The 21,102-nt window shown below is 35.5% G+C and carries 23 protein-coding genes and 1 riboswitch; of the genes, 16 read left to right on the top strand and 7 right to left on the bottom strand.

What is annotated here, in order from left to right; all coding sequences use genetic code 11:
* Window positions 1-4 precede the first annotated feature (4 nt).
* The 8 genes from asnB (at window position 5) to ACZLO7_RS02005 (ending at window position 6,604) form a co-directional block, all read left to right on the top strand.
* Entirely contained in the window at window positions 5-1,840 is a 1,836-nt protein-coding gene (gene asnB, locus ACZLO7_RS02040) for an asparagine synthase (glutamine-hydrolyzing) (protein ID WP_464939537.1), read from the top strand.
* Between the two features lie 588 nt (window positions 1,841-2,428).
* Entirely contained in the window at window positions 2,429-3,184 is a 756-nt protein-coding gene (locus tag ACZLO7_RS02035; RefSeq protein WP_464939516.1) for a DUF2087 domain-containing protein, read from the top strand.
* 19 nt (window positions 3,185-3,203) lie between these two features.
* Complete coding sequence (locus ACZLO7_RS02030) at window positions 3,204-3,551, top strand: GIY-YIG nuclease family protein (RefSeq protein ID WP_464939515.1); 348 nt, start codon at window positions 3,204-3,206, stop codon at window positions 3,549-3,551.
* Window positions 3,552-3,605: 54 nt separating this feature from the next.
* A riboswitch (guanidine-I (ykkC/yxkD leader) is annotated at window positions 3,606-3,705 on the top strand.
* Window positions 3,706-3,765: 60 nt separating this feature from the next.
* Window positions 3,766-4,101 (top strand): DMT family transporter, encoded by a 336-nt coding sequence (locus ACZLO7_RS02025; protein ID WP_464939514.1) that lies wholly within the window; start codon window positions 3,766-3,768, stop codon window positions 4,099-4,101.
* Window positions 4,101-4,415 (top strand): DMT family transporter, encoded by a 315-nt coding sequence (locus ACZLO7_RS02020; protein WP_464939513.1) that lies wholly within the window; start codon window positions 4,101-4,103, stop codon window positions 4,413-4,415. The genes ACZLO7_RS02025 and ACZLO7_RS02020 overlap by 1 nt, the downstream gene beginning before the upstream one ends.
* A gap of 87 nt (window positions 4,416-4,502) precedes the next feature.
* The gene (locus tag ACZLO7_RS02015) at window positions 4,503-5,006 is read left to right on the top strand and encodes a GNAT family N-acetyltransferase (RefSeq protein ID WP_464939512.1); all 504 of its coding nucleotides are present in this window, start codon (window positions 4,503-4,505) and stop codon (window positions 5,004-5,006) included.
* Window positions 5,007-5,172: 166 nt separating this feature from the next.
* Window positions 5,173-5,607 (top strand): GNAT family N-acetyltransferase, encoded by a 435-nt coding sequence (locus ACZLO7_RS02010; RefSeq protein ID WP_464939511.1) that lies wholly within the window; start codon window positions 5,173-5,175, stop codon window positions 5,605-5,607.
* A 256-nt stretch (window positions 5,608-5,863) separates the two neighbouring features.
* Entirely contained in the window at window positions 5,864-6,604 is a 741-nt protein-coding gene (locus ACZLO7_RS02005; protein WP_464939510.1) for a hypothetical protein, read from the top strand.
* Window positions 6,605-6,946: 342 nt separating this feature from the next.
* On the opposite strand, the gene ACZLO7_RS02000 is transcribed toward ACZLO7_RS02005, so the two are convergent.
* Window positions 6,947-7,831, bottom strand: a complete 885-nt coding sequence (locus ACZLO7_RS02000) for a DMT family transporter (protein WP_464939508.1) — start codon at window positions 7,829-7,831, stop codon at window positions 6,947-6,949.
* Between the two features lie 265 nt (window positions 7,832-8,096).
* Here ACZLO7_RS02000 and ACZLO7_RS01995 point away from each other — a divergent pair, with 265 nt between their 5' ends.
* Together ACZLO7_RS01995 and ACZLO7_RS01990 are read left to right on the top strand one after the other, a co-directional pair.
* Window positions 8,097-9,740: a pyridoxal phosphate-dependent decarboxylase family protein gene (locus ACZLO7_RS01995; RefSeq protein ID WP_464939507.1), complete on the top strand. Its 1,644-nt coding sequence runs from the start codon at window positions 8,097-8,099 to the stop codon at window positions 9,738-9,740.
* Entirely contained in the window at window positions 9,724-11,421 is a 1,698-nt protein-coding gene (locus tag ACZLO7_RS01990; protein WP_464939506.1) for a methyl-accepting chemotaxis protein, read from the top strand. Before ACZLO7_RS01995 ends, ACZLO7_RS01990 begins: the two co-directional genes overlap by 17 nt.
* 67 nt (window positions 11,422-11,488) lie before the next feature.
* Here the strand turns inward: ACZLO7_RS01990 and ACZLO7_RS01985 are convergent, their stop codons facing one another.
* Window positions 11,489-12,271: a tyrosine-protein phosphatase gene (locus ACZLO7_RS01985; protein WP_464939505.1), complete on the bottom strand. Its 783-nt coding sequence runs from the start codon at window positions 12,269-12,271 to the stop codon at window positions 11,489-11,491.
* Between the two features lie 280 nt (window positions 12,272-12,551).
* On the opposite strand from ACZLO7_RS01985, the gene ACZLO7_RS01980 reads away from it, so the two are divergent.
* Complete coding sequence (locus tag ACZLO7_RS01980; protein ID WP_464939504.1) at window positions 12,552-12,971, top strand: MarR family winged helix-turn-helix transcriptional regulator; 420 nt, start codon at window positions 12,552-12,554, stop codon at window positions 12,969-12,971.
* Between the two features lie 16 nt (window positions 12,972-12,987).
* Window positions 12,988-14,184 (top strand): MFS transporter, encoded by a 1,197-nt coding sequence (locus ACZLO7_RS01975; RefSeq protein WP_464939503.1) that lies wholly within the window; start codon window positions 12,988-12,990, stop codon window positions 14,182-14,184.
* A gap of 111 nt (window positions 14,185-14,295) precedes the next feature.
* Here the strand turns inward: ACZLO7_RS01975 and ACZLO7_RS01970 are convergent, their stop codons facing one another.
* Genes ACZLO7_RS01970 through ACZLO7_RS01960 form a run of 3 tightly spaced genes read right to left on the bottom strand, consistent with a single transcriptional unit; the run spans window position 14,296 to window position 15,517 of the window.
* On the bottom strand, window positions 14,296-14,688 hold the full coding sequence (locus ACZLO7_RS01970; protein WP_464939501.1) for a VOC family protein: 393 nt from the start codon (window positions 14,686-14,688) through the stop codon (window positions 14,296-14,298).
* Window positions 14,689-14,744: 56 nt separating this feature from the next.
* Complete coding sequence (locus tag ACZLO7_RS01965; RefSeq protein WP_464939500.1) at window positions 14,745-15,080, bottom strand: ArsR/SmtB family transcription factor; 336 nt, start codon at window positions 15,078-15,080, stop codon at window positions 14,745-14,747.
* A 2-nt stretch (window positions 15,081-15,082) separates the two neighbouring features.
* Window positions 15,083-15,517 carry an SRPBCC family protein gene (locus ACZLO7_RS01960; protein WP_464939499.1) on the bottom strand — a complete coding sequence of 145 codons (435 nt, stop codon included), beginning with the start codon at window positions 15,515-15,517 and terminating at the stop codon, window positions 15,083-15,085.
* Window positions 15,518-15,700: 183 nt separating this feature from the next.
* Here ACZLO7_RS01960 and ACZLO7_RS01955 point away from each other — a divergent pair, with 183 nt between their 5' ends.
* The 4 genes from ACZLO7_RS01955 (at window position 15,701) to ACZLO7_RS01940 (ending at window position 19,666) form a co-directional block, all read left to right on the top strand.
* The gene (locus ACZLO7_RS01955; RefSeq protein ID WP_464939498.1) at window positions 15,701-16,381 is read left to right on the top strand and encodes a response regulator transcription factor; all 681 of its coding nucleotides are present in this window, start codon (window positions 15,701-15,703) and stop codon (window positions 16,379-16,381) included.
* Window positions 16,378-17,757, top strand: a complete 1,380-nt coding sequence (locus tag ACZLO7_RS01950; RefSeq protein ID WP_464939497.1) for a HAMP domain-containing sensor histidine kinase — start codon at window positions 16,378-16,380, stop codon at window positions 17,755-17,757. Before ACZLO7_RS01955 ends, ACZLO7_RS01950 begins: the two co-directional genes overlap by 4 nt.
* A gap of 131 nt (window positions 17,758-17,888) precedes the next feature.
* The gene (locus ACZLO7_RS01945) at window positions 17,889-18,980 is read left to right on the top strand and encodes an ABC transporter permease (RefSeq protein ID WP_464939496.1); all 1,092 of its coding nucleotides are present in this window, start codon (window positions 17,889-17,891) and stop codon (window positions 18,978-18,980) included.
* Complete coding sequence (locus ACZLO7_RS01940) at window positions 18,980-19,666, top strand: ABC transporter ATP-binding protein (RefSeq protein WP_464939495.1); 687 nt, start codon at window positions 18,980-18,982, stop codon at window positions 19,664-19,666. The genes ACZLO7_RS01945 and ACZLO7_RS01940 overlap by 1 nt, the downstream gene beginning before the upstream one ends.
* A gap of 389 nt (window positions 19,667-20,055) precedes the next feature.
* Here the strand turns inward: ACZLO7_RS01940 and ACZLO7_RS01935 are convergent, their stop codons facing one another.
* Both ACZLO7_RS01935 and ACZLO7_RS01930 read right to left on the bottom strand, forming a co-directional pair.
* A complete protein-coding gene (locus tag ACZLO7_RS01935; protein WP_464939494.1) occupies window positions 20,056-20,706 on the bottom strand; it encodes a YgaN family protein in 651 nt (216 codons plus the stop codon).
* A gap of 233 nt (window positions 20,707-20,939) precedes the next feature.
* Window positions 20,940-21,047, bottom strand: coding sequence for a DUF1541 domain-containing protein (locus tag ACZLO7_RS01930; protein WP_464939535.1), 108 nt, complete (start codon window positions 21,045-21,047; stop codon window positions 20,940-20,942).
* Window positions 21,048-21,102 lie beyond the last annotated feature (55 nt).

The following is a 21,102-nucleotide window of genomic DNA, read 5'->3' as shown; positions in this document are numbered from 1 at the left end:
AATGATGTGTGGTATCACAGGATGGGTAGATTTCAAAAAGGATTTACGACTGCAAAAAAATGTTTTACATACCATGACTAAAACATTAAAAAAACGTGGCCCAGATGCAGAAAACATTTGGACGGAAACACATGCAGCATTTGGACATCAAAGACTCATCGTCATAGACCCAAGTGGTGGCGAGCAACCAATGACCCGTTCAAAGAGCGGCACTAACTACACACTTGCTTATAATGGGGAACTCTATAATACAGATGAATTACGCCGTGAACTACAAAAACGTGGTTATCACTTTTCATCTAACTCAGATACCGAGGTTTTACTTATAAGCTATATTGAATGGCAAGAGCAATGTGTCAATCATCTAAATGGCATTTTCGCATTTGCTATTTGGGACGATATTTCTGAAAAGTTATTCATTGCACGAGATCGACTTGGCGTAAAGCCACTCTTCTATACAAAGCAAAATAGTGGCTTATTATTTGGCTCTGAAATAAAAGCTCTTCTTGCACATCCAGATATTCAACCAATCATTAAACATGAAGGACTTGCTGACGTCTTCAGTCTTGGACCTTCTCGTACTCCTGGCAAAGGAATTTTCCACAATATAAATGAATTGAGACCAGCTCATGCACTTACTTTTACGAAGGATGGTCTTCGTATATGGCGCTACTGGAACGTGAAAAGCTCTGAGCATACAGATTCCTTCGATCAAACTGTTACCAATGTGCGTGACCTTGTGACAGATGCAGTAGAGAGACAGCTGGTTTCAGATGTACCCCTTTGTACTTTTTTATCAGGTGGATTAGATTCCAGTATTATTACAGCCATAGCTGCAAATAAATATAAAAAAGATGGAAAGGAAGCTCTTCATACCTATTCCATCGATTATGAAGATAATGCAAAGTTTTTTGAATCAAATGATTTTCAAGTTTCCACAGATGCCTTCTGGATTCAAAAAATGACCGACACGTTTAAAACGGTCCATCACTCTGAAATTATTACACAACAAGAACTAATTGATTATTTGAAAGAAGCAGTACATGTACGCGATGTGCCTGGCATGGCTGATGTAGACTCATCCCTATTATGGTTTGCAAAAATAGTTAAAAAAGACTTCACGGTCGGTCTGTCAGGCGAATGTGCAGATGAAATATTCGGTGGCTATCCTTGGTTTAAACAACCATTCACCAACTTCCCATGGATTCGTTCCATTAATGAACGTGAATCTATCCTACGAACTGAATGGCTACAAAAGCTAAATATCCCAGACTATATGCGAAATGCTTATGAAGAATCAATTGCCGAAACACCTCGATTGGATGGCGAATCTCCCGTCGACGCAAAACGACGTGAATTGTTCTATCTCAACATGATTTGGTTTATGACGACATTATTAGAGCGCAAAGACCGCATGAGTATGGGCGCTGGCCTTGAAGTACGGGTACCTTTTGCAGATCATCGCCTCGTAGAATATCTGTGGAATATTCCCTGGGAAATGAAATCCACAGGAGATATGGAAAAAGGCCTTTTACGAAAAGCGATGGAAGAACTTTTACCAAAAGAGGTGCTCTATCGACAAAAGAACCCATATCCCAAAACATATCACCCTGCTTATACAGCCGGAGTTCAGCAATGGCTTAAAGAAATTCTTCAAGACAAAAACTCAATTTTACATGAATTCTTTGAACGTAAACGTCTAGATAGCCTTATAGAGTCTGGTGGTACCTCATTCAAAGTCCCTTGGTTTGGTCAATTAATGGCTGGCCCTCAACTTCTAGCTTATTTAGCACAAATCCATACATGGTTTGAAGATTATCAAATTCAAATTAAGAATTAATAAAAAAACAGGTACAAATGAATTTTAGCCATGGCGGAAACGATTAATCGTTTCTGCCATGGCATTTTCTTCGATGCCGTTAATTTCCGTTCCGGCAGACGCTTTCCTGGGGACGAACCTTGAGCCTCCTCGTCACTAACACTCCTGCGGGGTCTCAAGATGTTCGCTAGTTCCCCAAGGAGTCTCCGCCTGCACTCCAATCAACTAGTCTTATCGCTTTTCTGAGTTTTTCATTCTTTCCGTTTCACACCTAACCCTTTAAAGATAGCTGTTATAAAGACGGTGCCAAAACAATTTTCTGATTTCTCCAGAGTTATACCTGAAATGATTAACGAATATAAGCGTTCTGGATAGAACTTTGCAAATACAGTTGCAACAATCGCCTTGAACGATAACATTCATATGTAATAACAAGATACTTCAATCCCCAAATCTATTATTAAAACTCACATCATCCATTTCTGTTTATCACACCCAAGATGTTAATCATTGACAAACAACAAACGAAGTTTTATTATGTTTATAGAATGACAAACAACAATAACTAAAGTTTGCATATAAATAAACAGGAATTGAAGGTGTTTATAAATGGAGATTTCAGAACTATTTTGGAATGCATCAATTGATCAACTAAAAAAAGGGTACTCAGAAGATACTCATTGTTATACTTGCCTTCTTTGCGGTGAACAAATAGAAAAAGGCATTATTTATCCTCAAAATGATGTTCTATATGAAGCGGAAAAGTATATGCAAATGCACATAGAAGAAGTGCATCAATCAGTTTTTGCTTATTTAATTGGACTCAATAAAAAGATGACGGGTCTAACAGAGCATCAAAGTAATTTATTACGTCTATTTTACGCAGGAAAAACAGATGCTGAAATACAAGAAGAATTAGAAATCGGTAGCGCCTCTACAATCCGTCACCATCGTTTTGCCTTAAAAGAAAAGGAACGCCAAGCGAAAACATTTTTAGTCATGATGGAACTATTAAAGGAAAAAGATATGAACGCACCAAAATTCGTACCTGTTCATAAAACTGCGACGATGGTTGATGACCGTTATAATGTCACCGACAAAGAACAGGATGAAGTGTTAAATAAACTTTTCCCTGAAGGTACGAATGGACCTTTACTACGCTTCCCGAAGAAGGAAAAACAAAAACTTATTATTCTACGTGTGATTACAAATCGATTTGATAGCGAAACAACTTATACAGAAAAAGAATTAAATGTTATCCTCAAGCCAATTCACGAGGATTATGCAATGATCCGTCGCTATTTAATCGAATACGGCTTTTTAGATCGTAAAGCAGATGGCAGTGCATATTGGATAAAAAAATAAAGAAAGTAGGAACTTCATAATGGACCGTCAAAAAGAACTCAAACAAATTTATAAAGAAACTCCCGTCCAATCAGGTGTTTATAAACTTACCAATACAACTAACAATAAAATCTATATCGGTAGTACAAACAATTTAAAGAGATTGAACGGTGTACAATTCATGCTGAAAATGAATAACCATACAAATAAAGCCCTCCAAGCAGATTGGAACAGCTTTGGGGAGGCTTCATTTGAAATTGAAATTCTCGAAATACTGAAGGAAAAAGAAGAAGGCTACTTCGATGTAAAAAAAGAATTAGCAAAACTTGAAGAGCAATGGATCGCTAAATTAGAACCATTTGGAGAACGTGGTTATCTCGATAACTAACCTTCTTCCTTGAACTTTTTGTTCCTTTTCAGTACAATTAATTTAACTTGATACTACAATGATTTCTAGGGTTCCGTAGCAAAATGCTAGCCTGGTCCGAGAGAAATCTCATAGCCATATAGCTATGCCACGGAAGGATAAAAGCCTGGGAGACTACTGATATTTCAGTGTCGCCTAGGCTTTTTTTATCCAAAAGTTAGAAAGGATGAATGAGATGAACAAACATTGGTTAATTGTGATTGTAGCATCTGTTTTTGAAGTTTTATGGGTTGTCGGATTGAAACATTCATACAATATTTGGACTTGGGGAGGGACAGCAATTGCCATTGTCTTTACCTTTTATTTATTGCTCGTCGCAGGCCGCTACTTACCTGTCGGCACGGTATATGCCGTTTTTGTAGGTCTTGGGACTGCAGGCACTGTCATTACAGGCATTTTGTTTTTCGATGAGCCATTTAAAATCTCGAAAATTTTGCTCATTATATTATTACTTGTTGGTGTGATGGGCTTGAAGATTGTCACAGACGATAAAAAGGAAGGTGTAGAATAATGGCTTGGTTTGCATTAATTGTCGCTGGAATTTGTGAAATTTTCGGTGTGGCTATGATGAACAAATGGCAATATGAAAAGAAAATTTCTATTATGCTAAGCCTAATCGCAGGATTTTCAATTAGCTTTTCTTGTCTCTCTTATGCTATGAATACAATTCCAATGGGCACTGCCTATGCTATTTGGACTGGAATCGGCGCTTCAGGAGGAGCACTCATTGGCATTTTCTTTTTTGGCGAATCAAAAGATTGGAAACGTATTTTATTCATTACGATGGTGCTAAGTGCAGCTGTAGGTCTAAAACTAGTATCATAAATTATTTTCAGATAATTACACCATCTCTATGTTATATAGAATATAATATTTTCAAGTATTAAAATCTATTATAAAAGAGGTAACCATATGGCAAAACTAGTTGTGATTGATACAATGTATCCCACTGATTGGGAGGAAGTTGAGGCTATTTTTATCGAAGGCATTGAAGGCGGTAATGCAACGTTCCACACAACTCCCCCTACCTGGGAGCAATGGGATGCTGGACATTTAGAAGATTGTCGCTTCGTGGCACGCGTGAACGGAGAAATCGTTGGATGGATCGCACTTAGTCCGTTCTCAAATAATACATTCCATAAGGGTGTAGTTGAAGATAGCATTTATATTAGTAATCGTGCTCAAGGAATGGGCGTTGGTTCGAAGCTATTAAAAAAATGCATCGAAGAAAGTGAAAAGTGTGGTATTTGGACAATTCAATCACAAATTTTCTCTGAAAATACCGCAAGCATATATTTGCATCAGAAGTATGGTTTCAGAGAGGTTGGCGTACGCGAACGCTTTGGTCATTTAAATGGCGTTTGGCGTGACGTTACCTTACTTGATAGAAGAAGTACGATTGTAGGTCAAGACTAAAGAAGACACCGTTTCTATTAGGAAGCGGTGTCTTCTTTCCATTTATTAATGAGCTTTCCAACCTTCATCTGCACAATTAATAGAGATTCTTCACACAGCACCTGTTAAAATAACTTATAAGCCAGATAAATTTTCGGAATAATTAAAAATAGAGGAGCTGAATTATATGAAAGCGCACAAAATTACAACACAAGAAGACTTACAAAAAGCATTTGATATTCGGGTGAAAGTATTTGTAGAAGAACAAAAAGTACCTGCTGAAGAAGAATTAGATCAATTTGATCATCTTGGCGGTGAATGTCAGCATGTTCTTATTACGAATCATGATGGTCAAGCAGTTGGAACTGGTCGCGTTCGTTTAGTTGATGGCGTTGGTAAAATACAACGTGTCGCTATTTTAGAAGAATATCGTAAACATGGCCTAGGTCGTATTATTATTCAAGCTTTAGAAGATATAGCAAAAGAATTAGGTGCTTCAAAAGTAAAATTGGATGGTCAAGTTCAAGCACAAGGCTTCTATGAAAAATTAGGCTATCACGTGGCATCTGATATTTTTCTAGATGCAGGTATTGAACATGTATTAATGATAAAAGAAGTTTAAAATTTCAAAGAGCTGTCCCCTATTATTTTTTCAAGGTATAAGCTGAAAATATTATAAATAGAATGTCACACATCATATGCATAGAAATTAAAAGGATAGAAGAGCTTGAATAAATTCGCTCTATCTATCCTTTTTTTACTACAAATGACCCTAAACTAATTTGTTCGTTCATAGAGTAGTCGATAGCACACTGAATTTGATGAAATTTCGAAGTATAATTAATGGAAAATATTGGAACAAAGGGGATTGGATGAAGGTGAAAAAATATTTATATGTAGGGATTATATTTGCAATGTTCGTATTAACGGGGTGCAATGAAAAGGTAGAAACAGAAGAACAAGTTAAGAAAGAGGATACAAAGATTGCGCCTGTTAATCAAGCAACAGAAGATAAGACTGTATCTGATATGAATGAAGAAAAACCAAAAATCCCTTTAAAATTAACTCAAGAACAAAAGGAAGAATATCATAAGCAATATGTAAAAATCGTAGAAAAAGTGAATCAACAGAAATTAGGAACGCAGCTGGGAGTATCCTCAATAGATGAATTTAAAGCAGAAGATTGGGTAGTTCCGAAAGTGTTTGCAAAAAGGGTTCAGGAACACGTGGATGGCTTTTTGGAAGAGGAACGTGAAGCGTTGGCTGCTATGACAACGAAGAAAAATCAAGATGCTACCCAAGTAAGCGGTGGTTGGGCATTAGAAAAATATATTTATGTTGCAGGTATATTATCTCGAATTGAGGTTATAGGAGATTTTGAAACTCAATACAGCGAATATAGAAAAGGCCAAGTATTTGCAGGAATAAACAAGCTATCAACGCAAGTAGCAACAGGTTCTAACGGAACGTGGGAGCAAACATCTTACAAAGCCTCTTTGCTAGATGGTGGCCAAACGTATAGCATTCGTATTGAAGGTATTCACCATTTAAATAATTTATCAATTGATAAATTATTTACTATAGAATTTAGCTGTGGTGAACTTGGAAATATACATTGATATATAAAGAAACATTTTTTGTGAAGAAATGTACAAACGGGGTGCGTTAGTTGAAAAAGAGACAGCAATCGCTGTCTCTTTTTATTACTTAAATAATTCAAAATGAGCCGTAACCCATTTGTTTTCATTTTCTGAAATATACTGTTCAGCAAGAATCAGTCTTTGAGCAAGTTCTTGCTTTGATAGTTTCATATACTCCCTATGAAGAAGTAAGGGTAACTGCTTGATACGCCAGTTTCACTAACTCTGTTTCATCAACTTCTGGTTTTATATTACTTCTCTGTTCAAACTTATCAACTAGTATCACATTATTAAGTTTCAATGAATCAGATTTAATAACTTTTATACTTGTGGTAATTCAACAATCTGTTTACTCGGCTTAATTAACGTATAAATAATACCTGCGAAAATAAGTGCTATTCCAGCTGTTTGCAACAAAGTAGGTCGGAAATCTAAAATCGCTATATCTAATAGAATAGCTACAACTGGATCTACAAAAACTAACGCAGACACTACAATAGTAGACAACTTACGCAAGCTATCAAAAAACAAATAATAAACAAATCCAGTATGTATTAAACCTGTCCCCAAAATGTACATCCAATTTGAAGTTGTCAGTCCTTCAAATACCCCATAATCCATAAAAGGCAATAAAATAACAATTCCAACCGCGGTCTGTACAAATGTCATAGCATAGGCACTTAGGTGAGTTATACCCTTTCCTACAAACATCGTTAATGCATAACAAAGTGCAGACAGCATCGCCCATACAAAGCCTGAAGTAAACAATACTTTAAAAGATGTAAACTGATCTATTCCTATAATAAAAATGCTCCCAAGGAAACATACAATAACAGCTATGACTGCTTGAACCGTCATTCTTTCCTTCAAAAATAAACTCCCTAAAATCAACACGAAAATAGGCGCTAAATTATAAATTGTAATAGCTACTGAAATAGACATTTCTTGAAACGCTTTAAATAAAAACACCCAATTCAACACCAAAAATACACCACAAATAAGTGTTTGGATAACCTCCTGACGTGACCACTGTTCAGTTTTATGACCGCCCGTAAAAAACCACATACCGCCTAAAAACAATGTCGCACAAATACAGCGAACAAATACAAGCTCCTCTGCTGGAATTCCTGTATTCACTGTAAAAAAGCCGATGGATCCGAATAATGCCATCGCAATAGTCATCTTGATCATTGCGGCTATATTCATAACATTTCAACCTCTCCTATATTTTTAATATTTTGTTAATTATTTTATATCATACCACTTATTATATTGGTAACCTACATTGAGTTATTAATAGTTTTAAAACACTGAAAATTCTATATATAATTACTATTTGATTCGGCTTAGTTGATTATATATTCCTACTATATACGCTATATTTTTAGTGTATTAAGAACTAAATCTGCTATAATACAATTATGCTTTATTAACCATTTTCATAAAAATTTATTTTAGAGGTGTTAAAAAAATGCAAAAAATCCAACAACTTTTCCCTAGTGAAGACGGGAATCTAGAACAACGCAAAGAGCTTTTACACTATATCGAAAAGATTTTCACATCACTTGATGAATTAAAAGATCCAGAAAAAAGTACATTAGGTCCAATGCAAGAAAGGTCCGCTAATTTCTATAAAGAGTTGATTGAAAACTATGAAGTTCCAACGAAAGCAGTTGGAATGGACAACGTAGTAAATGACTTAATCGACTTAATGAAAGGTCACCCATATCACACAAGAAAATTCGTAACAAATGTTCTGCCAATGGCTAGTATTCCTGGTATCATCGGATTATTAACAACAACATTATTAAACGGTAATAATTTATGGGATGTTTATGGGCCAGCTGCAGCTGAAAGTGAAGTAAAAGTTATCGGTATGATGTCGAAACTTGTTGGCTATGATTTCACACAAAGCTGGGGTTATACAACTTGGGGAGGACAAGGTGCAGTATTTAGTGGATTACGTCTAGCAATCGCAAAACAATTCCCACATGCTAAAGAAGAAGGCGTTCCACGTAATTTATATTGCTTCGCTTCCGAAAATGCCCACTATAGCTTATTAAAGTCTGCTGAAGCTGTTGGTATCGGAAGTAATAACCTAATACGAGTAAAAGCAACTAGTGATCATTCAATGGATTTAAACGATTTAGCAAATAAATTGGAAGAAGTAATCAATAAAGGTGGTATTCCTGTCTATATCGTTGCTACTACTGGAGCAACAGATAGTTTTGCAATTGACGATGTCAAAGCTATTAAAGACCTCACTACTAAAGTTGAATCTAAATACGACTTAAAACCAATTCATATCCATGCTGACTCAGCATTAGGTGGATTCTATTCCTTCTTTAAATCTTATGATTTCGATACAAATCCACTGCAATTCGAAGAAAATGTACTTGCAAGCTTACGAAGCATTAACGAGCGTATGCAACATATCTCACTAGCTGACAGCTTATGCTTTGACTTCCAAAAGCTTGGGCAAACACCTTACCTAACTAGCTTATTCTTAGTCAAAGAAGGAAAACACTTCGGATTACTCGATTTAGAAGATTTTGATACGCCTTATGTTGGGAATAGAGGATATGGTAGTTATCATACAGGATACACATTAGAATGCTCTCGTATGGGTAGTTCAATAGCTATTTACGCTGCCCTAACTGCTTTTGGTGTAGAAGGATATCAACAAATATTAGCTAACTACGTTCGAGTTAACCTAGCCTTCAGAGACAAAATTCAGAAACAACTTCCTAATATTTCTGTAGTTAATGATTCTAATATCGGACCAGTAACAGCGTTCCGTTTATATCCAGAAGGATTAGATTGGTCTCAAGAAAAAACAGGTACTTTCACATTAGAACAAGTTCAAGCTATTAATAATCTAAATCAATCTCTATTCGAAATACTAGGTCATAATCGTGAAAATGTTTTCTTTGGGGATACAACGAAGGTTTGTACAATCGCTGTAAATGATTCAGAGGACATGATTCCTGTTGCGGCTGCGAAGCTTTTTGCTATTTCGCCTTACACAGAAGTTCAACATTTAGACGAAATGGTAGCTTCTATTTCACAGGCAATTCAAACTTTGGAGGAGTCTAACGTTGAACTTGTTTACTAAATTCAAAAGCTCAATTTTGTATAAATATATATTTAGTTTTGTAGTACCAATTGCGATATTCTCAATCATTTTCAGTATTGCATTGTTTTCATTTTCAACGCACGTTATTAACAACTATGTCATTGTTCAATTTGAAAAAAGCCTTACTTTAATATCAGATGAAATTATGTCTGACCTTGACACTGAACTTGTTACTAGCGCAGACAAAGATAATAACGCAAATTACGAAAAATTACTTAAGATTTTAAATGAAAAACAAAAAGAGTTTGGTATTGAAAATACATACGTTCTCTCAAACTCAAACGGTAAGGAGCATATAATCGCTTTAAGTAATACCGATAATCATAATGAAAACTATACTTTTAGTGATGATATGTTTAATGCCATTAAAGACCAAAAATCTCAAACTAGTAATATTTACAAAGACGAGTTTGGTGTCCATAAATCTATATTTGTTCCATTTGAAGGCACAGATATTATTTTCGGAATTGATATGGACGCTTCCTTTATTTCATCACTACAATCACAAGTATTAATGGTCTGCTTTGGCTTGACTCTAATCTTCATAGTACTTGGGGCAATTATCGCTTACATCATTAGTAAACGCATTACAACTCCTATCGTTTCAGTTGTAAAATATGTGGAGGAAATTGCAAAAGGTAATCTAACATTAGATCGTTTAAAGGCTAAAGGACAAGATGAGGTTGCACAATTGTCCGAAGGCGTTCATAAAATGGCAACCGATTTAAGGTCGTTAATCAGTTCAATTGCAGAAAATGCAGAGCAGGTTGCTGCCACTTCTGAGGAACTTACCGCTAGTTCTGAACAAACAAATGAATCGATTAAGCAAATTACAGAATCAATGCAAGAGGTAGCAGCTGGTTCAGAAACGCAAACAAACTCTGTAGAAGAGATGAATACTACCGTTGCGACGATTTCTAGCAAAATGAATCAAATCGCTTCAAGTACTGAAGACGCATCTGCAAAAGCACAAGAAACTTCTCAAATCGCTACAAGTGGAAATACGATTATCAACAACGCCGTAGAGAAGATGAACACTACCTATGATGCCATTCAAGAAACATCAGCTGTAGTGAATCGACTAAGCGATAATACAAAAGAAATCGGTAATATCGTGACACTCATAACAGAAATTACAGATCAAACAAACTTACTAGCTCTAAATGCTTCAATTGAAGCAGCTCGTGCAGGTGATCACGGTAAAGGATTTGCTGTAGTTGCACAAGAAGTTCGTAAGTTAGCTGAACAGTCTCGTGATGCAGCAAACGAAATCAGAACTCGGATTGAAACAATACAAACCGATTCAACAGACGCCGCCGAATCAATGGCTATTAGCTATGACAACTTAAGAGACAGTGCCACAACATTCGAAAATGCAGGCGAAGCTTTTGAGAACATTGTGACATCTGTAGAGCAAGTAAACGCTCAAATGACTGAAGTGAATAACGCCATAGAGAATATGAATAAGGGTGTCGAAGATATTGCCCAGTCGATGGACCAGGTAAGCGTCATTTCTGTCGAAACATCAAGTAGTATTCAAAATGTAGCTGCGGCTTCAGAAGAACAATCTGCAAGCATCGAAGAAATTACCACCTCTTCAAATAATCTTGCTCAGATGGCTGAAACGCTACACCGTACCGTTCATAAATTTAAAATCTAAAATATTAAAATCCCCTATTACCTTATTAATTTCTGGTAATAGGGGATTTTAATTTAGCCTTATAAAATTATTCCAAACAATAGTCTTGTAGTGCTTTTCTTTTTTCCATTGTCAGCCCAAATTCTTTTTCAAAGAATATATTATAATCTCCATAACATTCTTTAATGGCATCAAAAGTAGCTTGTAAATACTGCTCTTTAGCGCTCATGATATCACCAAAATGCTGTAATTGTTCCTCATTTAAATGTTGCGACAATACAGGAATCATTGCATCTTGTACCGGCTTCATACAATCATTAGTTATTAAATAATCCTGCATCACATTCTCCTCATCTACACCTAATGCAAGTAAAATAAGTGCACCACCCACACCAGTACGATCCTTCCCAACCGCACAATGATGTAATAGGCCAAGATTTCCAGGGTCTTGAATGATGTCCATCAAACGCTTATACGACGGATTGTTCAAGGGTAAATGTGCATAGAGCTTTGTAAATACGTCAGCATTCACAGTTTGTAGAAATGCTCGATTATCCATGTCCTTTAAAGAAGAGGTTGGCATTTTAAAGCCTACATCACCCTTTGCAGGAATACGCTCGTTGTGAACATTTTCAAATTGCGGATCCGGTTTAGCCTCCGCCTCCCGATCATCTCGATAATCGAAGATCGTCTTAATTCCGAGTGAATTAAGAAGCTCATGATCAGCTATAGTCATTTTATGTAACTCACCGGAACGATAAAACAGCCCATATTTTACATTGCGACCATCTGTTGCAGGGTATCCTCCCATATCTCTGAAGTTTACGACTTGGTCAAACGGTAACATACGATTTCCATTATCTATAGACATATTACATCCCACCCTATTTAATATTAGAATATTCTATATATATTAGAGTAGCATTTTTCAAAGTAAGAAGGAATGTTTAAGGCATCTACTTCAAATTAAGATTTTTAAAACCGAAGAATGCAGCACTAATGCTCAAGAATTATAAGTATAAACTGCAAAAAATGCCTAGACCATGAACAGTCTTGCATCTTTTTTTAACTATATCTAGACAAATGATAAAAAAAGGTTTAACATTCTAATAGTTACTTAACCTAACTAACTATATGGAGGACGCCTTAAAATGAAACCACACCAAGCCTTTTTCCACGAATATCGTATGATGTACCGCCCATTCATCAATAAATTAAATGTTTATTTGGCGAGCCATCAACTCTATAGTTCTCAATGGGCTATTCTACGACTACTCATTAGCGAAAAATCTCTTACACTAGTTGAAATCTCTAATTCTTTGAATGTCGAAAAACCAACCACTACTAGAATGATTCAGAAATTAAACGAACTTGGTTATGTAACTACTGTACCCGGTAAGGATAAACGTGAGAAAAAAGTACAGTTGACTTCATTAGGACATGATGTATGTAAAGATGTACAAGTAACAATTGAAAAATTCCAACTTGATGCATTAGAGGGTATAAGTGTAGAAGAACAAATAATCGTTAGTAAAGTTCTCGAAACTGTACGAAATAATCTATTGAAATAGGAGATGCGAAAGAAGAATGTCTAAAGAAAAACTATGGACAAAAGATTTTATCATTGTTTCATTAATTAACTTTCTAATCACCTTAATCTTTTTCATGTTGATGGTAACCATTGCATCATTTGCAAAATCAGAATTTAATGCCTCAACAAGTATGGCAGGCTTAGTTTCTAGTATTTTTATTATAGGAACATTAATCGGTCGCTTAGTTACTGGACGGATTATTGGAGATGTAGGAAGTAAGAAAACGTTACTAATCGGCCTAATTGCTTTTTCAGCTACAACGGCTTTGTACTTCGGTGCATTTAATCTACCACTATTACTAGCAAATCGTTTCCTTCATGGGCTTTCTGTTGGAATTGCCAGTACCGCAACAGGTACAATTATTGCTCAATTAATTCCTCCTACACGACGTGGTGAAGGTATTGGTTATTACAGTATGAGCGCAATTATGGCAACTGCAGTAGGACCGTTTATTGGTATTTTACTCACTCAAATGTTCCCGGATTTCTATATGATTTTCTTAATTAATCTAGGGTTATCTTTCATCTGCTTAGCCACTTTCTTACTTGTGAAAGTTCCACAACAAGTAGCAACTAAATCTCCTCAAAACGATAAAGCTTCTACTTCAGGATTTAAACTTTCAAACTTTATCGAAACGAAAGCAGTTCCTATCTCATTTGTAGCTCTAGTAATCGGCTTTAGTTATTCAGGAGTAATGTCATTCCTATCATTCTATTCTGAGTCTATTAATCTAGTCACTGCTGGTAGTTACTTCTTCCTTATTTATGCAATTGTCATTTTACTCTCAAGACCATTTACTGGACGCTTAATGGATACAAAAGGTGCAAACATAATCGTCTACCCAAGTCTCGTCATCTTTGCAATAGGCATGCTATTATTCAGCCAAACAAGCTCAGGTATTGTTCTGCTTTTAGCTGCCGCGTTGATTGGTCTAGGCTATGGTAACTTTAATTCCATTGCCCAAGCGCTTGCGATTAAAGTAACACCGAATCATCGATTGGGATTAGCAACTTCCACTTATTTTATCTTTTTCGATTTCGGTCTTGGTGTAGGACCTTATTTACTTGGCTTCCTAGTACCTGTAATTGGCTATCGTCATCTATTTCTTTCAATGGTAATAGTGATCTTAATTTCAATCGTTCTATATTATTTTCTACACGGTCGAAAGGATAAAGCGTTCCTGCAAATCTGATAATAATAAAAGGTCTGCCCACAACATACCGTATGGGCAGACCTATATATAGATACCGTTCCGACAATTAATAGTTATGCCTATTAAAATGCTTTTCAAATCATCACACAATTATTCAAATGTAAGTTGCCAAGAAACACCGAATTGGTCGACTATCCAACCAAATTTCTTGCTAAATCCATAATTATCTAATGGCATTAACTCACTACCCCCATCAGATAACTTGCCGTATAAATAATCTATTTCCTTCTCTGAATCACAAGTAATATAAAGAGAAAATGATGGTGTAAAAGTGAAATCGTGTTGTATATTACTATCAATACACAAAATCTCCTGCCCTTTTAGTGAAAATGCAGCTTTCATTACACTACCCTCAGTTCCAGTTTCATTAGCCCCATAACGGGTAATACGTAAAACCTTTGAATCTGGAATTAAAGAAACATAATAATTCATGGCTTCCTCAGCATTCCCTTGAAACATTAAAAACGGTGTCACCTTTGTCATCTTCCCCACCCTTTCACTTCTCTTACTATCAGATGAATAGTTTTTACATTTACCAACTACTCTGTATCTGTTATAGTCTCATTTTCTACTACGTACTTTAGTTTTATTAATTTGTTATTCCAAAATTGCTCATAGAAGGCTAGCCATTGTTTCAATTCTGTTAATGGTTCTGGTTGAAGCATGTAGATTTTTTCTCTACCTACTTTTGAGCCGCTAACAAGTTCAGCATCTGCAAGTACATGAAGATGCTTAGCAATTGCTGTACGGCTCATATCAAAATGAGTAGTAATTTCTGCTATAGACCTTTCCTTTGTAGCTAATAATTTTAGCACTTCCCTACGAGTTGGATCAGCAATTGCTTGGAACACATCATACTTTTCTGCAGCTGACATACTTATCCTTCAACCGCTTGTTTGAATTTATGCTGAACAATTCCAACCCAACCTTGTTCCATAGTGTCTCGAATAATTGCACTCGGTTGTTGAGCTTTGGTTACAATAGTATCAGGATACTTCCATCCACCGTGAATAAGCGTAAATTCCGTTTTCTCTCCTAATGCTTTTAAAATGAAAGTTACAACCCAGCCATCAGTATCCCATTCAAAAGATAAGCGATTCGGTTCATTGATTTCGATTACTTTACATGGTGAAGGTCCGAATGGGGATTGTATTTGGAACTCATGGCCTTTTTCTAATTTAAAATTATTTGGCATAAACCAGGCTTCAATTCCTTCTGCAGTCGATACATAATCCCATACCTTTTGAATTGGCGCATTAACTAATACTGTTTGTTTAATATCTTGTAATGTCTCTTGCTTATTGTTTGTCATTGATATTCTCCTTTTTCTACCACTAATATAAAACCATTTGGTTTCGTATCAACGATTATATACAACCATTTGGTTTCATGTCAACAAAGATAGCTGAATTATTCTTGTGATTTCAATTATCTACTGAAGTACTATATGATTATTATTCAAAGGCATTGTTATAAATTGGAGGGGCAAAAATAAATGACCAGCATTCTAATTGTGGATGATGATGTAAATATTCTAAATTTGGTAGAGGTGCATTTACAAGATGCTGGATACCATGTATATAAAGCAAATGATGGTATGGAAGCATTGCGCATTCTTAAAGGGGTGCTCTGTGATTTAGCAGTTATCGATGTGATGATGCCCTATATGGATGGCTATTCTTTAACAAAAGAGATACGTCAGCAGTATGATATTCCTGTCATCTTACTAACTGCCAAAAATCAAATTACCGATAAGGAAAGAGGCTATGATTCCGGTACAGATGATTATCTTGTAAAGCCATTTGAACCACAAGAATTACTGTTTCGTATTAAAGCATTATTACGCCGTTACGATAAACAAATTGATGATTCTGTCGCTCGTCTAGGTGACATCTCAATAAATAAATCAAATTATGAAGTGCAAATTGGTAACCGCACAATATTTTTACCATTGAAGGAATTTGAATTGATGTATTTTTTAATGTCTCATCCTAAACAAGTATTTTCTAGGGAGCATTTAATCGAACAAGTTTGGGGATTAGACTTTGCAGGTGATGATCGTACGGTCGATGTTCATATTAAACGGCTACGTGAGCGCTTTTCAGATTTAACAGAAACCATTCATATTAAGACTGTACGCGGAATCGGTTACTTATTGGAGGACAAAAGTATATGAGATCCCTCTACTTTAAATTCATTATGTTGACTATTGGCATTATGCTACTAAGTGGCTTGCTATCATTCTTCATATCCAATACGTATTATCAACAGAAGCTAAAACCATTTAACGATGCAAAGAATACAAAAATCGCCTTAGATATTGCTGAATTTGCGGAAAAACATCCGACCACTGACTTAAAGGATTACCTTGAAAATGTGTCATTCATCGGCTATCAACTGTACTTGATAGATCCATCTCTAAAAGGTACTTATTTTGGGGCAGATTTTCGCGTAAAGGAATTGCCAAATTCTACGGTAGATCAAGTGTTAAACAATGAGATTTACCACGGACTTCTTCATTTTCCACAAGAAACATTTGTCACTGGTTTTTTTGCAAATGAATTGAAAAATACGGTTGGAGTACCATTAACACATGATAACAAACAATATGCACTCTTCCTTAGACCAGACATAAAGTTACTTTTCAACGAGATGCATATATTATTTGGTTGGCTATTTGCTTTAACAATAATATTAAGTATTTTAATGGTACTCATCAGTACAAAATATTTAGTAAAACCTATTACTAAATTAACAAAAGCAACGAACTCATTAGCCGAAGGGAAGTTTAATGTTGAGCTCGATATTAACCGCAGTGATGAATTAGGAAAGCTAGCAAATAGCTTCTCCCATATGGCAAATCAATTAGAACAATCTGATGATATTCGCAAAGAATTCATATCAAATATTTCCCATGATATTCAGTCGCCACTTTCGAATATTAAAGGTTATACAAACTTAATAGGAAAAGATAGCCTGCCATCTAAAGATAAAGAAAAATATATTGCAGTTATTAATGGCGAAATAGAAAGACTTTCTACTCTCACCAAGCAACTACTACTTCTCTCATCTTTAGATCAAAATGAAGATATTATGAAGAAAAAAACATTTAATGTAGCAGAGCAAATTAAAGAACTTGTCCGCCAATATCAATGGGCGATTGGAGAAAAAGGAATTATGCTCAGTTATTCTCTGCCAGATTTCGAAATTTCAGGCGACCCATTACTACTCAATACCGTTTGGGACAACCTCTTAACAAACGCGATAAAGTACAATAAAGAAAATGGTAGCATTGATATAGCCATAGCGAAAAAAGATTCATCGGTTACCATCAATTTTCAAGATAAAGGGATCGGTTTATCTGAGAAAGAACTTAAGAGGATATTCGATCGGTTCTACCGCGTAGATACTTCGAGAACTCAATCTGTTGAAGGCTCTGGACTCGGTTTATCTATCGTTTCATCCATCGTTAAGTTGCATAATGGGAAAATAGTTGTTAAAAGTGAGGAAAATGGAGGTTCGACCTTTTCTGTGACATTACCCATTCAATAATATCGTCAGTTATTATCTTGTGGACTTCTCCACAAATAATAACTGACTTTTTTTGTAATTTTTTATTCATACTCCGTTCATATTCAAGATGTACATTATGGGTATAGCAAAGAAAGGCGGATGAAGTAGATATGTTTTCTCTTTCATTAAAAGAAATTAGGTTTTTTAAGCTTAGATATTTATTAATCGGTTTTATCATGTTTTTCGTTGCCGCATTGGTGTTTATCATTAGCGGATTAGCAAACGGTCTATCATCAGATAACGCATCTTCTATACAGAATATGAATGCATACGCATTTTACTTAGATAAAGATGCAGACAATCGCCTTGATCGTTCTCGCTTTGACAAAAAATCATTAACTGATATCAATGATAATAAAGATATTCAAACAGTGGGTCTACAAATGTTTTCTTTAAAAAAAGTAAACTCAGATAAAAAAGTTGACGTAAGTATGATGGGAATTGACCCAAATAGCTTCCTAATGCCTAAAGTGACAGAAGGTTCAACTATAGAATCATCTAAAGAACCAACAATTGTTGCTGATAATTCGTTAAAAAAACAAGGGATTGAAATTGGCGATAAATTATACGAAGAAAACTTAGAAGTTACTTTTACAGTAGTCGGCTTTACTGAAAAACAAACGTTCAGTCATACACCAGTAACTTTTGTAAATAAAGCAAGCTGGGAAAAACTTTTTGCATCAAAACAAAGAGTAACTTATAACACAATTGTTATAAAGGATGCTGATACAGATTTACAAAAAGATGTATCATCTACTATAAAAGATGGGGTTTGGGTAGAAAAAGGCAATGTCATAAACGGCATACCTGGTTATGATGCTGAACAAAGCTCATTATTCATGATGCTAGTATTTCTAATCATAATAGCAGTATTCGTTTTAACAGCTTTCTTCTATATTATGACGATTCAAAAAGTTAATCAATTTGGAGTTTTAAAAGCAATTGGTGCAAAAAATAGTTTTCTCATTGGTTCTACAATTATACAAGTAACTATCTTATCCATTGTGAGTATTGGTGCGGCAATCGGTTTTGCAGCAATCTTACAAACTATTATGCCAAAGGGTATTCCATTCGTCTTTGACTTTGGCTTAATCCTGATATTCTCTGGTGTTTTATTTATCGTGTCGATTTTCGGTGCGCTACTTTCAAGTGCTAGCATTGTAAAAGCAGATCCATTACAAGCTATGGGGAGGGCAGAATAATGACTAAAATTCCTTTAGAACTAAAAAATATTCGTAAAGTATTTCAAGACGGTGAACAGGAAGTTGAAATTTTACACGACCTTAATTTCCAAGCAATTAAAGGTGAGATTATTGCTATACTCGGTCCATCAGGTTCAGGTAAAAGTACAGTCCTATCTATTGCAGGAGCACTTCTGAGCCCGGATGGTGGAGAAATGATCGTTAACGGCGAAAATATAGCACACTATAACGATAAACAAAAAGCAGAAGTACGCTTACGTTCAATCGGCTATATATTCCAAGCTTCTAATCTAGTTCCTTATTTAAAGGTAAAAGATCAACTTAAATTAGTAGCTGAACTTGCAGGCTCTTGGAATAAGGAAGCACAACAGAGAGCAGATGGATTATTAGAATCAGTGGGTCTTGCTCATCGCGCAAATCACTTTGTACAGCATCTATCTGGTGGTGAAAAACAACGTGTCGCGATTGCACGCTCATTTATGAACAACCCCGATATTATTCTTGCTGATGAACCAACTGCTAGCCTTGATTCTGAACGTAGTAGCGAAATCGTTGCACTCATCGCGAAAGAAGTAAAAGAAAAAAATAAAGCTGCTGTAATGGTGACACACGATGAAAGCATCTTATCTTATTGCGATAAAATCTATGAAATGAAAAATGGACAGTTGGCATTAAGAACAACATAAAAAGGTGACACAGTCTACTGTGTAGCCTCAGATTGAAGACAAAAGGCAGTTGATTGAGCTCATTCCAACTGCCTTTAAAATTTTTCCTCATCAAATTTTTCTTATTGTCAAAAGTAGTACACCACGAGTGCCAATTTTTACACTTTTAAGATTTGGAGAAGCGTCCGCTCGACTCCTGCGGGAAAAGCGAGACAGACGAGACCCTACAGGAGCGTAGCGACGAAGCGGCTCGACTCTCACCCGCGGAAAGCGAGCGGTAAGCTTCGGAAAACCTGTTCTATCCTGTTTACAAATAAAAAGACTGTAGAAAACTCATTTTCCCCGAGTTTGTCTACAGTCTGACGCAACACAGTTCAATAATGTGTCGTGCCTTTACTATTGACTATATTCTACTTTTTTATAAATTTACTTTTTACGATATAAACTTCTTTATAACCAGATAGCTCTTTGATTATTTTTTCAGGATTCTCGCTAAGTTCCTCATAATTGTAAGACTCTGTTTCATTAGAATGTCCATAAATCATATAACCTAGTATCATTTCTGACTCAATATTTTTCTCATCCGCAATTGTACTTTTCCATACGGTGAAAGTTTGGTCAGATGCCATATATGGTAGCTGGGTTCTTATACTACTTGAGTTACTTCCATTTCCAGAAGTCACACTCAAATTTAATATATTGCCCGTAGTGGCATCGACTTTTTTAATTGTATTCAAAATGATGGTACCACTGCCTTCGACTTCAGAGTTAAGTAGTAAAACTTCGGACTCGGCTAACTTCCCCTTTTCATATGCCTCAACCCATAACTTTAAGTGATTGTAGGATTTGTCTATTTGATATTCATAAATGAGATATTGTTCCGTAGTTCTTTCTAGTATAGTTTCCTCCCTTGCTGTTAACTTAGGGTATTCCATCGTATTCTTTTCCGTAAACAAAACTTGCCGTTCACTCAGTTTATCAATAGCTTTTTCTTCAATACTACAAGCACAAAGTATTAATATACAGCCTATTAATACTGTCCTTCTTTTTAATGCGCTCATTCATTCCCCGTCCTTCTAAAAAGTGCATGGCTAACGCCTTAACACCATAATATATAAGACAAATAACGATTTGATTTCTGTAGAACATTTTTAGGCAATTAAATATGTTACTGTTCTTGAAAGTAGTAAATACATTTTATAGTTTTACACTTCCTCTACTTTGTAAATCTTATAATTACTATTCTACTTAAATAAAAAATACCCTTTAGATTTAGAAATCTAAAGGGTAAATATTACTTAAATATTAATTCACTTTCTGTAACCATATAAACTGTTGTTGATTCTCCTGATTCGATTTTAGCAGCTTCACTATACATTCGTTTCATATGTGAAGCCATTATCTTAACTTCTTTAGGGTTTCAGTAATTTATCGTTAGCACCATTAAATTCTTGTTG

This window comes from Viridibacillus sp. d25.2 (genome assembly GCF_055456015.2).
Note: the sequence above shows the minus strand (reverse complement) of the source record. Positions and strands in the feature narration are given on the sequence as shown.

Excerpts from the sequence above, each read along its gene's own strand:
- asnB (WP_464939537.1), top strand. The coding sequence starts at position 5 with ATGTGTGGTATCACAGGATGGGTAGATTTCAAAAAGGATTTACGACTG.
- ACZLO7_RS02035 (WP_464939516.1), top strand. The coding sequence starts at position 2,429 with ATGGAGATTTCAGAACTATTTTGGAATGCATCAATTGATCAACTAAAA.
- ACZLO7_RS02030 (WP_464939515.1), top strand. The coding sequence starts at position 3,204 with ATGGACCGTCAAAAAGAACTCAAACAAATTTATAAAGAAACTCCCGTC.
- ACZLO7_RS02025 (WP_464939514.1), top strand. The coding sequence starts at position 3,766 with ATGAACAAACATTGGTTAATTGTGATTGTAGCATCTGTTTTTGAAGTT.
- ACZLO7_RS02020 (WP_464939513.1), top strand. The coding sequence starts at position 4,101 with ATGGCTTGGTTTGCATTAATTGTCGCTGGAATTTGTGAAATTTTCGGT.
- ACZLO7_RS02015 (WP_464939512.1), top strand. The coding sequence starts at position 4,503 with ATGGCAAAACTAGTTGTGATTGATACAATGTATCCCACTGATTGGGAG.
- ACZLO7_RS02010 (WP_464939511.1), top strand. The coding sequence starts at position 5,173 with ATGAAAGCGCACAAAATTACAACACAAGAAGACTTACAAAAAGCATTT.
- ACZLO7_RS02000 (WP_464939508.1), bottom strand. The coding sequence starts at position 7,831 with ATGAATATAGCCGCAATGATCAAGATGACTATTGCGATGGCATTATTC.
- ACZLO7_RS01995 (WP_464939507.1), top strand. The coding sequence starts at position 8,097 with ATGCAAAAAATCCAACAACTTTTCCCTAGTGAAGACGGGAATCTAGAA.
- ACZLO7_RS01985 (WP_464939505.1), bottom strand. The coding sequence starts at position 12,271 with ATGTCTATAGATAATGGAAATCGTATGTTACCGTTTGACCAAGTCGTA.
- ACZLO7_RS01980 (WP_464939504.1), top strand. The coding sequence starts at position 12,552 with ATGAAACCACACCAAGCCTTTTTCCACGAATATCGTATGATGTACCGC.
- ACZLO7_RS01975 (WP_464939503.1), top strand. The coding sequence starts at position 12,988 with ATGTCTAAAGAAAAACTATGGACAAAAGATTTTATCATTGTTTCATTA.
- ACZLO7_RS01970 (WP_464939501.1), bottom strand. The coding sequence starts at position 14,688 with ATGACAAAGGTGACACCGTTTTTAATGTTTCAAGGGAATGCTGAGGAA.
- ACZLO7_RS01965 (WP_464939500.1), bottom strand. The coding sequence starts at position 15,080 with ATGTCAGCTGCAGAAAAGTATGATGTGTTCCAAGCAATTGCTGATCCA.
- ACZLO7_RS01960 (WP_464939499.1), bottom strand. The coding sequence starts at position 15,517 with ATGACAAACAATAAGCAAGAGACATTACAAGATATTAAACAAACAGTA.
- ACZLO7_RS01955 (WP_464939498.1), top strand. The coding sequence starts at position 15,701 with ATGACCAGCATTCTAATTGTGGATGATGATGTAAATATTCTAAATTTG.
- ACZLO7_RS01950 (WP_464939497.1), top strand. The coding sequence starts at position 16,378 with ATGAGATCCCTCTACTTTAAATTCATTATGTTGACTATTGGCATTATG.
- ACZLO7_RS01945 (WP_464939496.1), top strand. The coding sequence starts at position 17,889 with ATGTTTTCTCTTTCATTAAAAGAAATTAGGTTTTTTAAGCTTAGATAT.
- ACZLO7_RS01940 (WP_464939495.1), top strand. The coding sequence starts at position 18,980 with ATGACTAAAATTCCTTTAGAACTAAAAAATATTCGTAAAGTATTTCAA.
- ACZLO7_RS01935 (WP_464939494.1), bottom strand. The coding sequence starts at position 20,706 with ATGAGCGCATTAAAAAGAAGGACAGTATTAATAGGCTGTATATTAATA.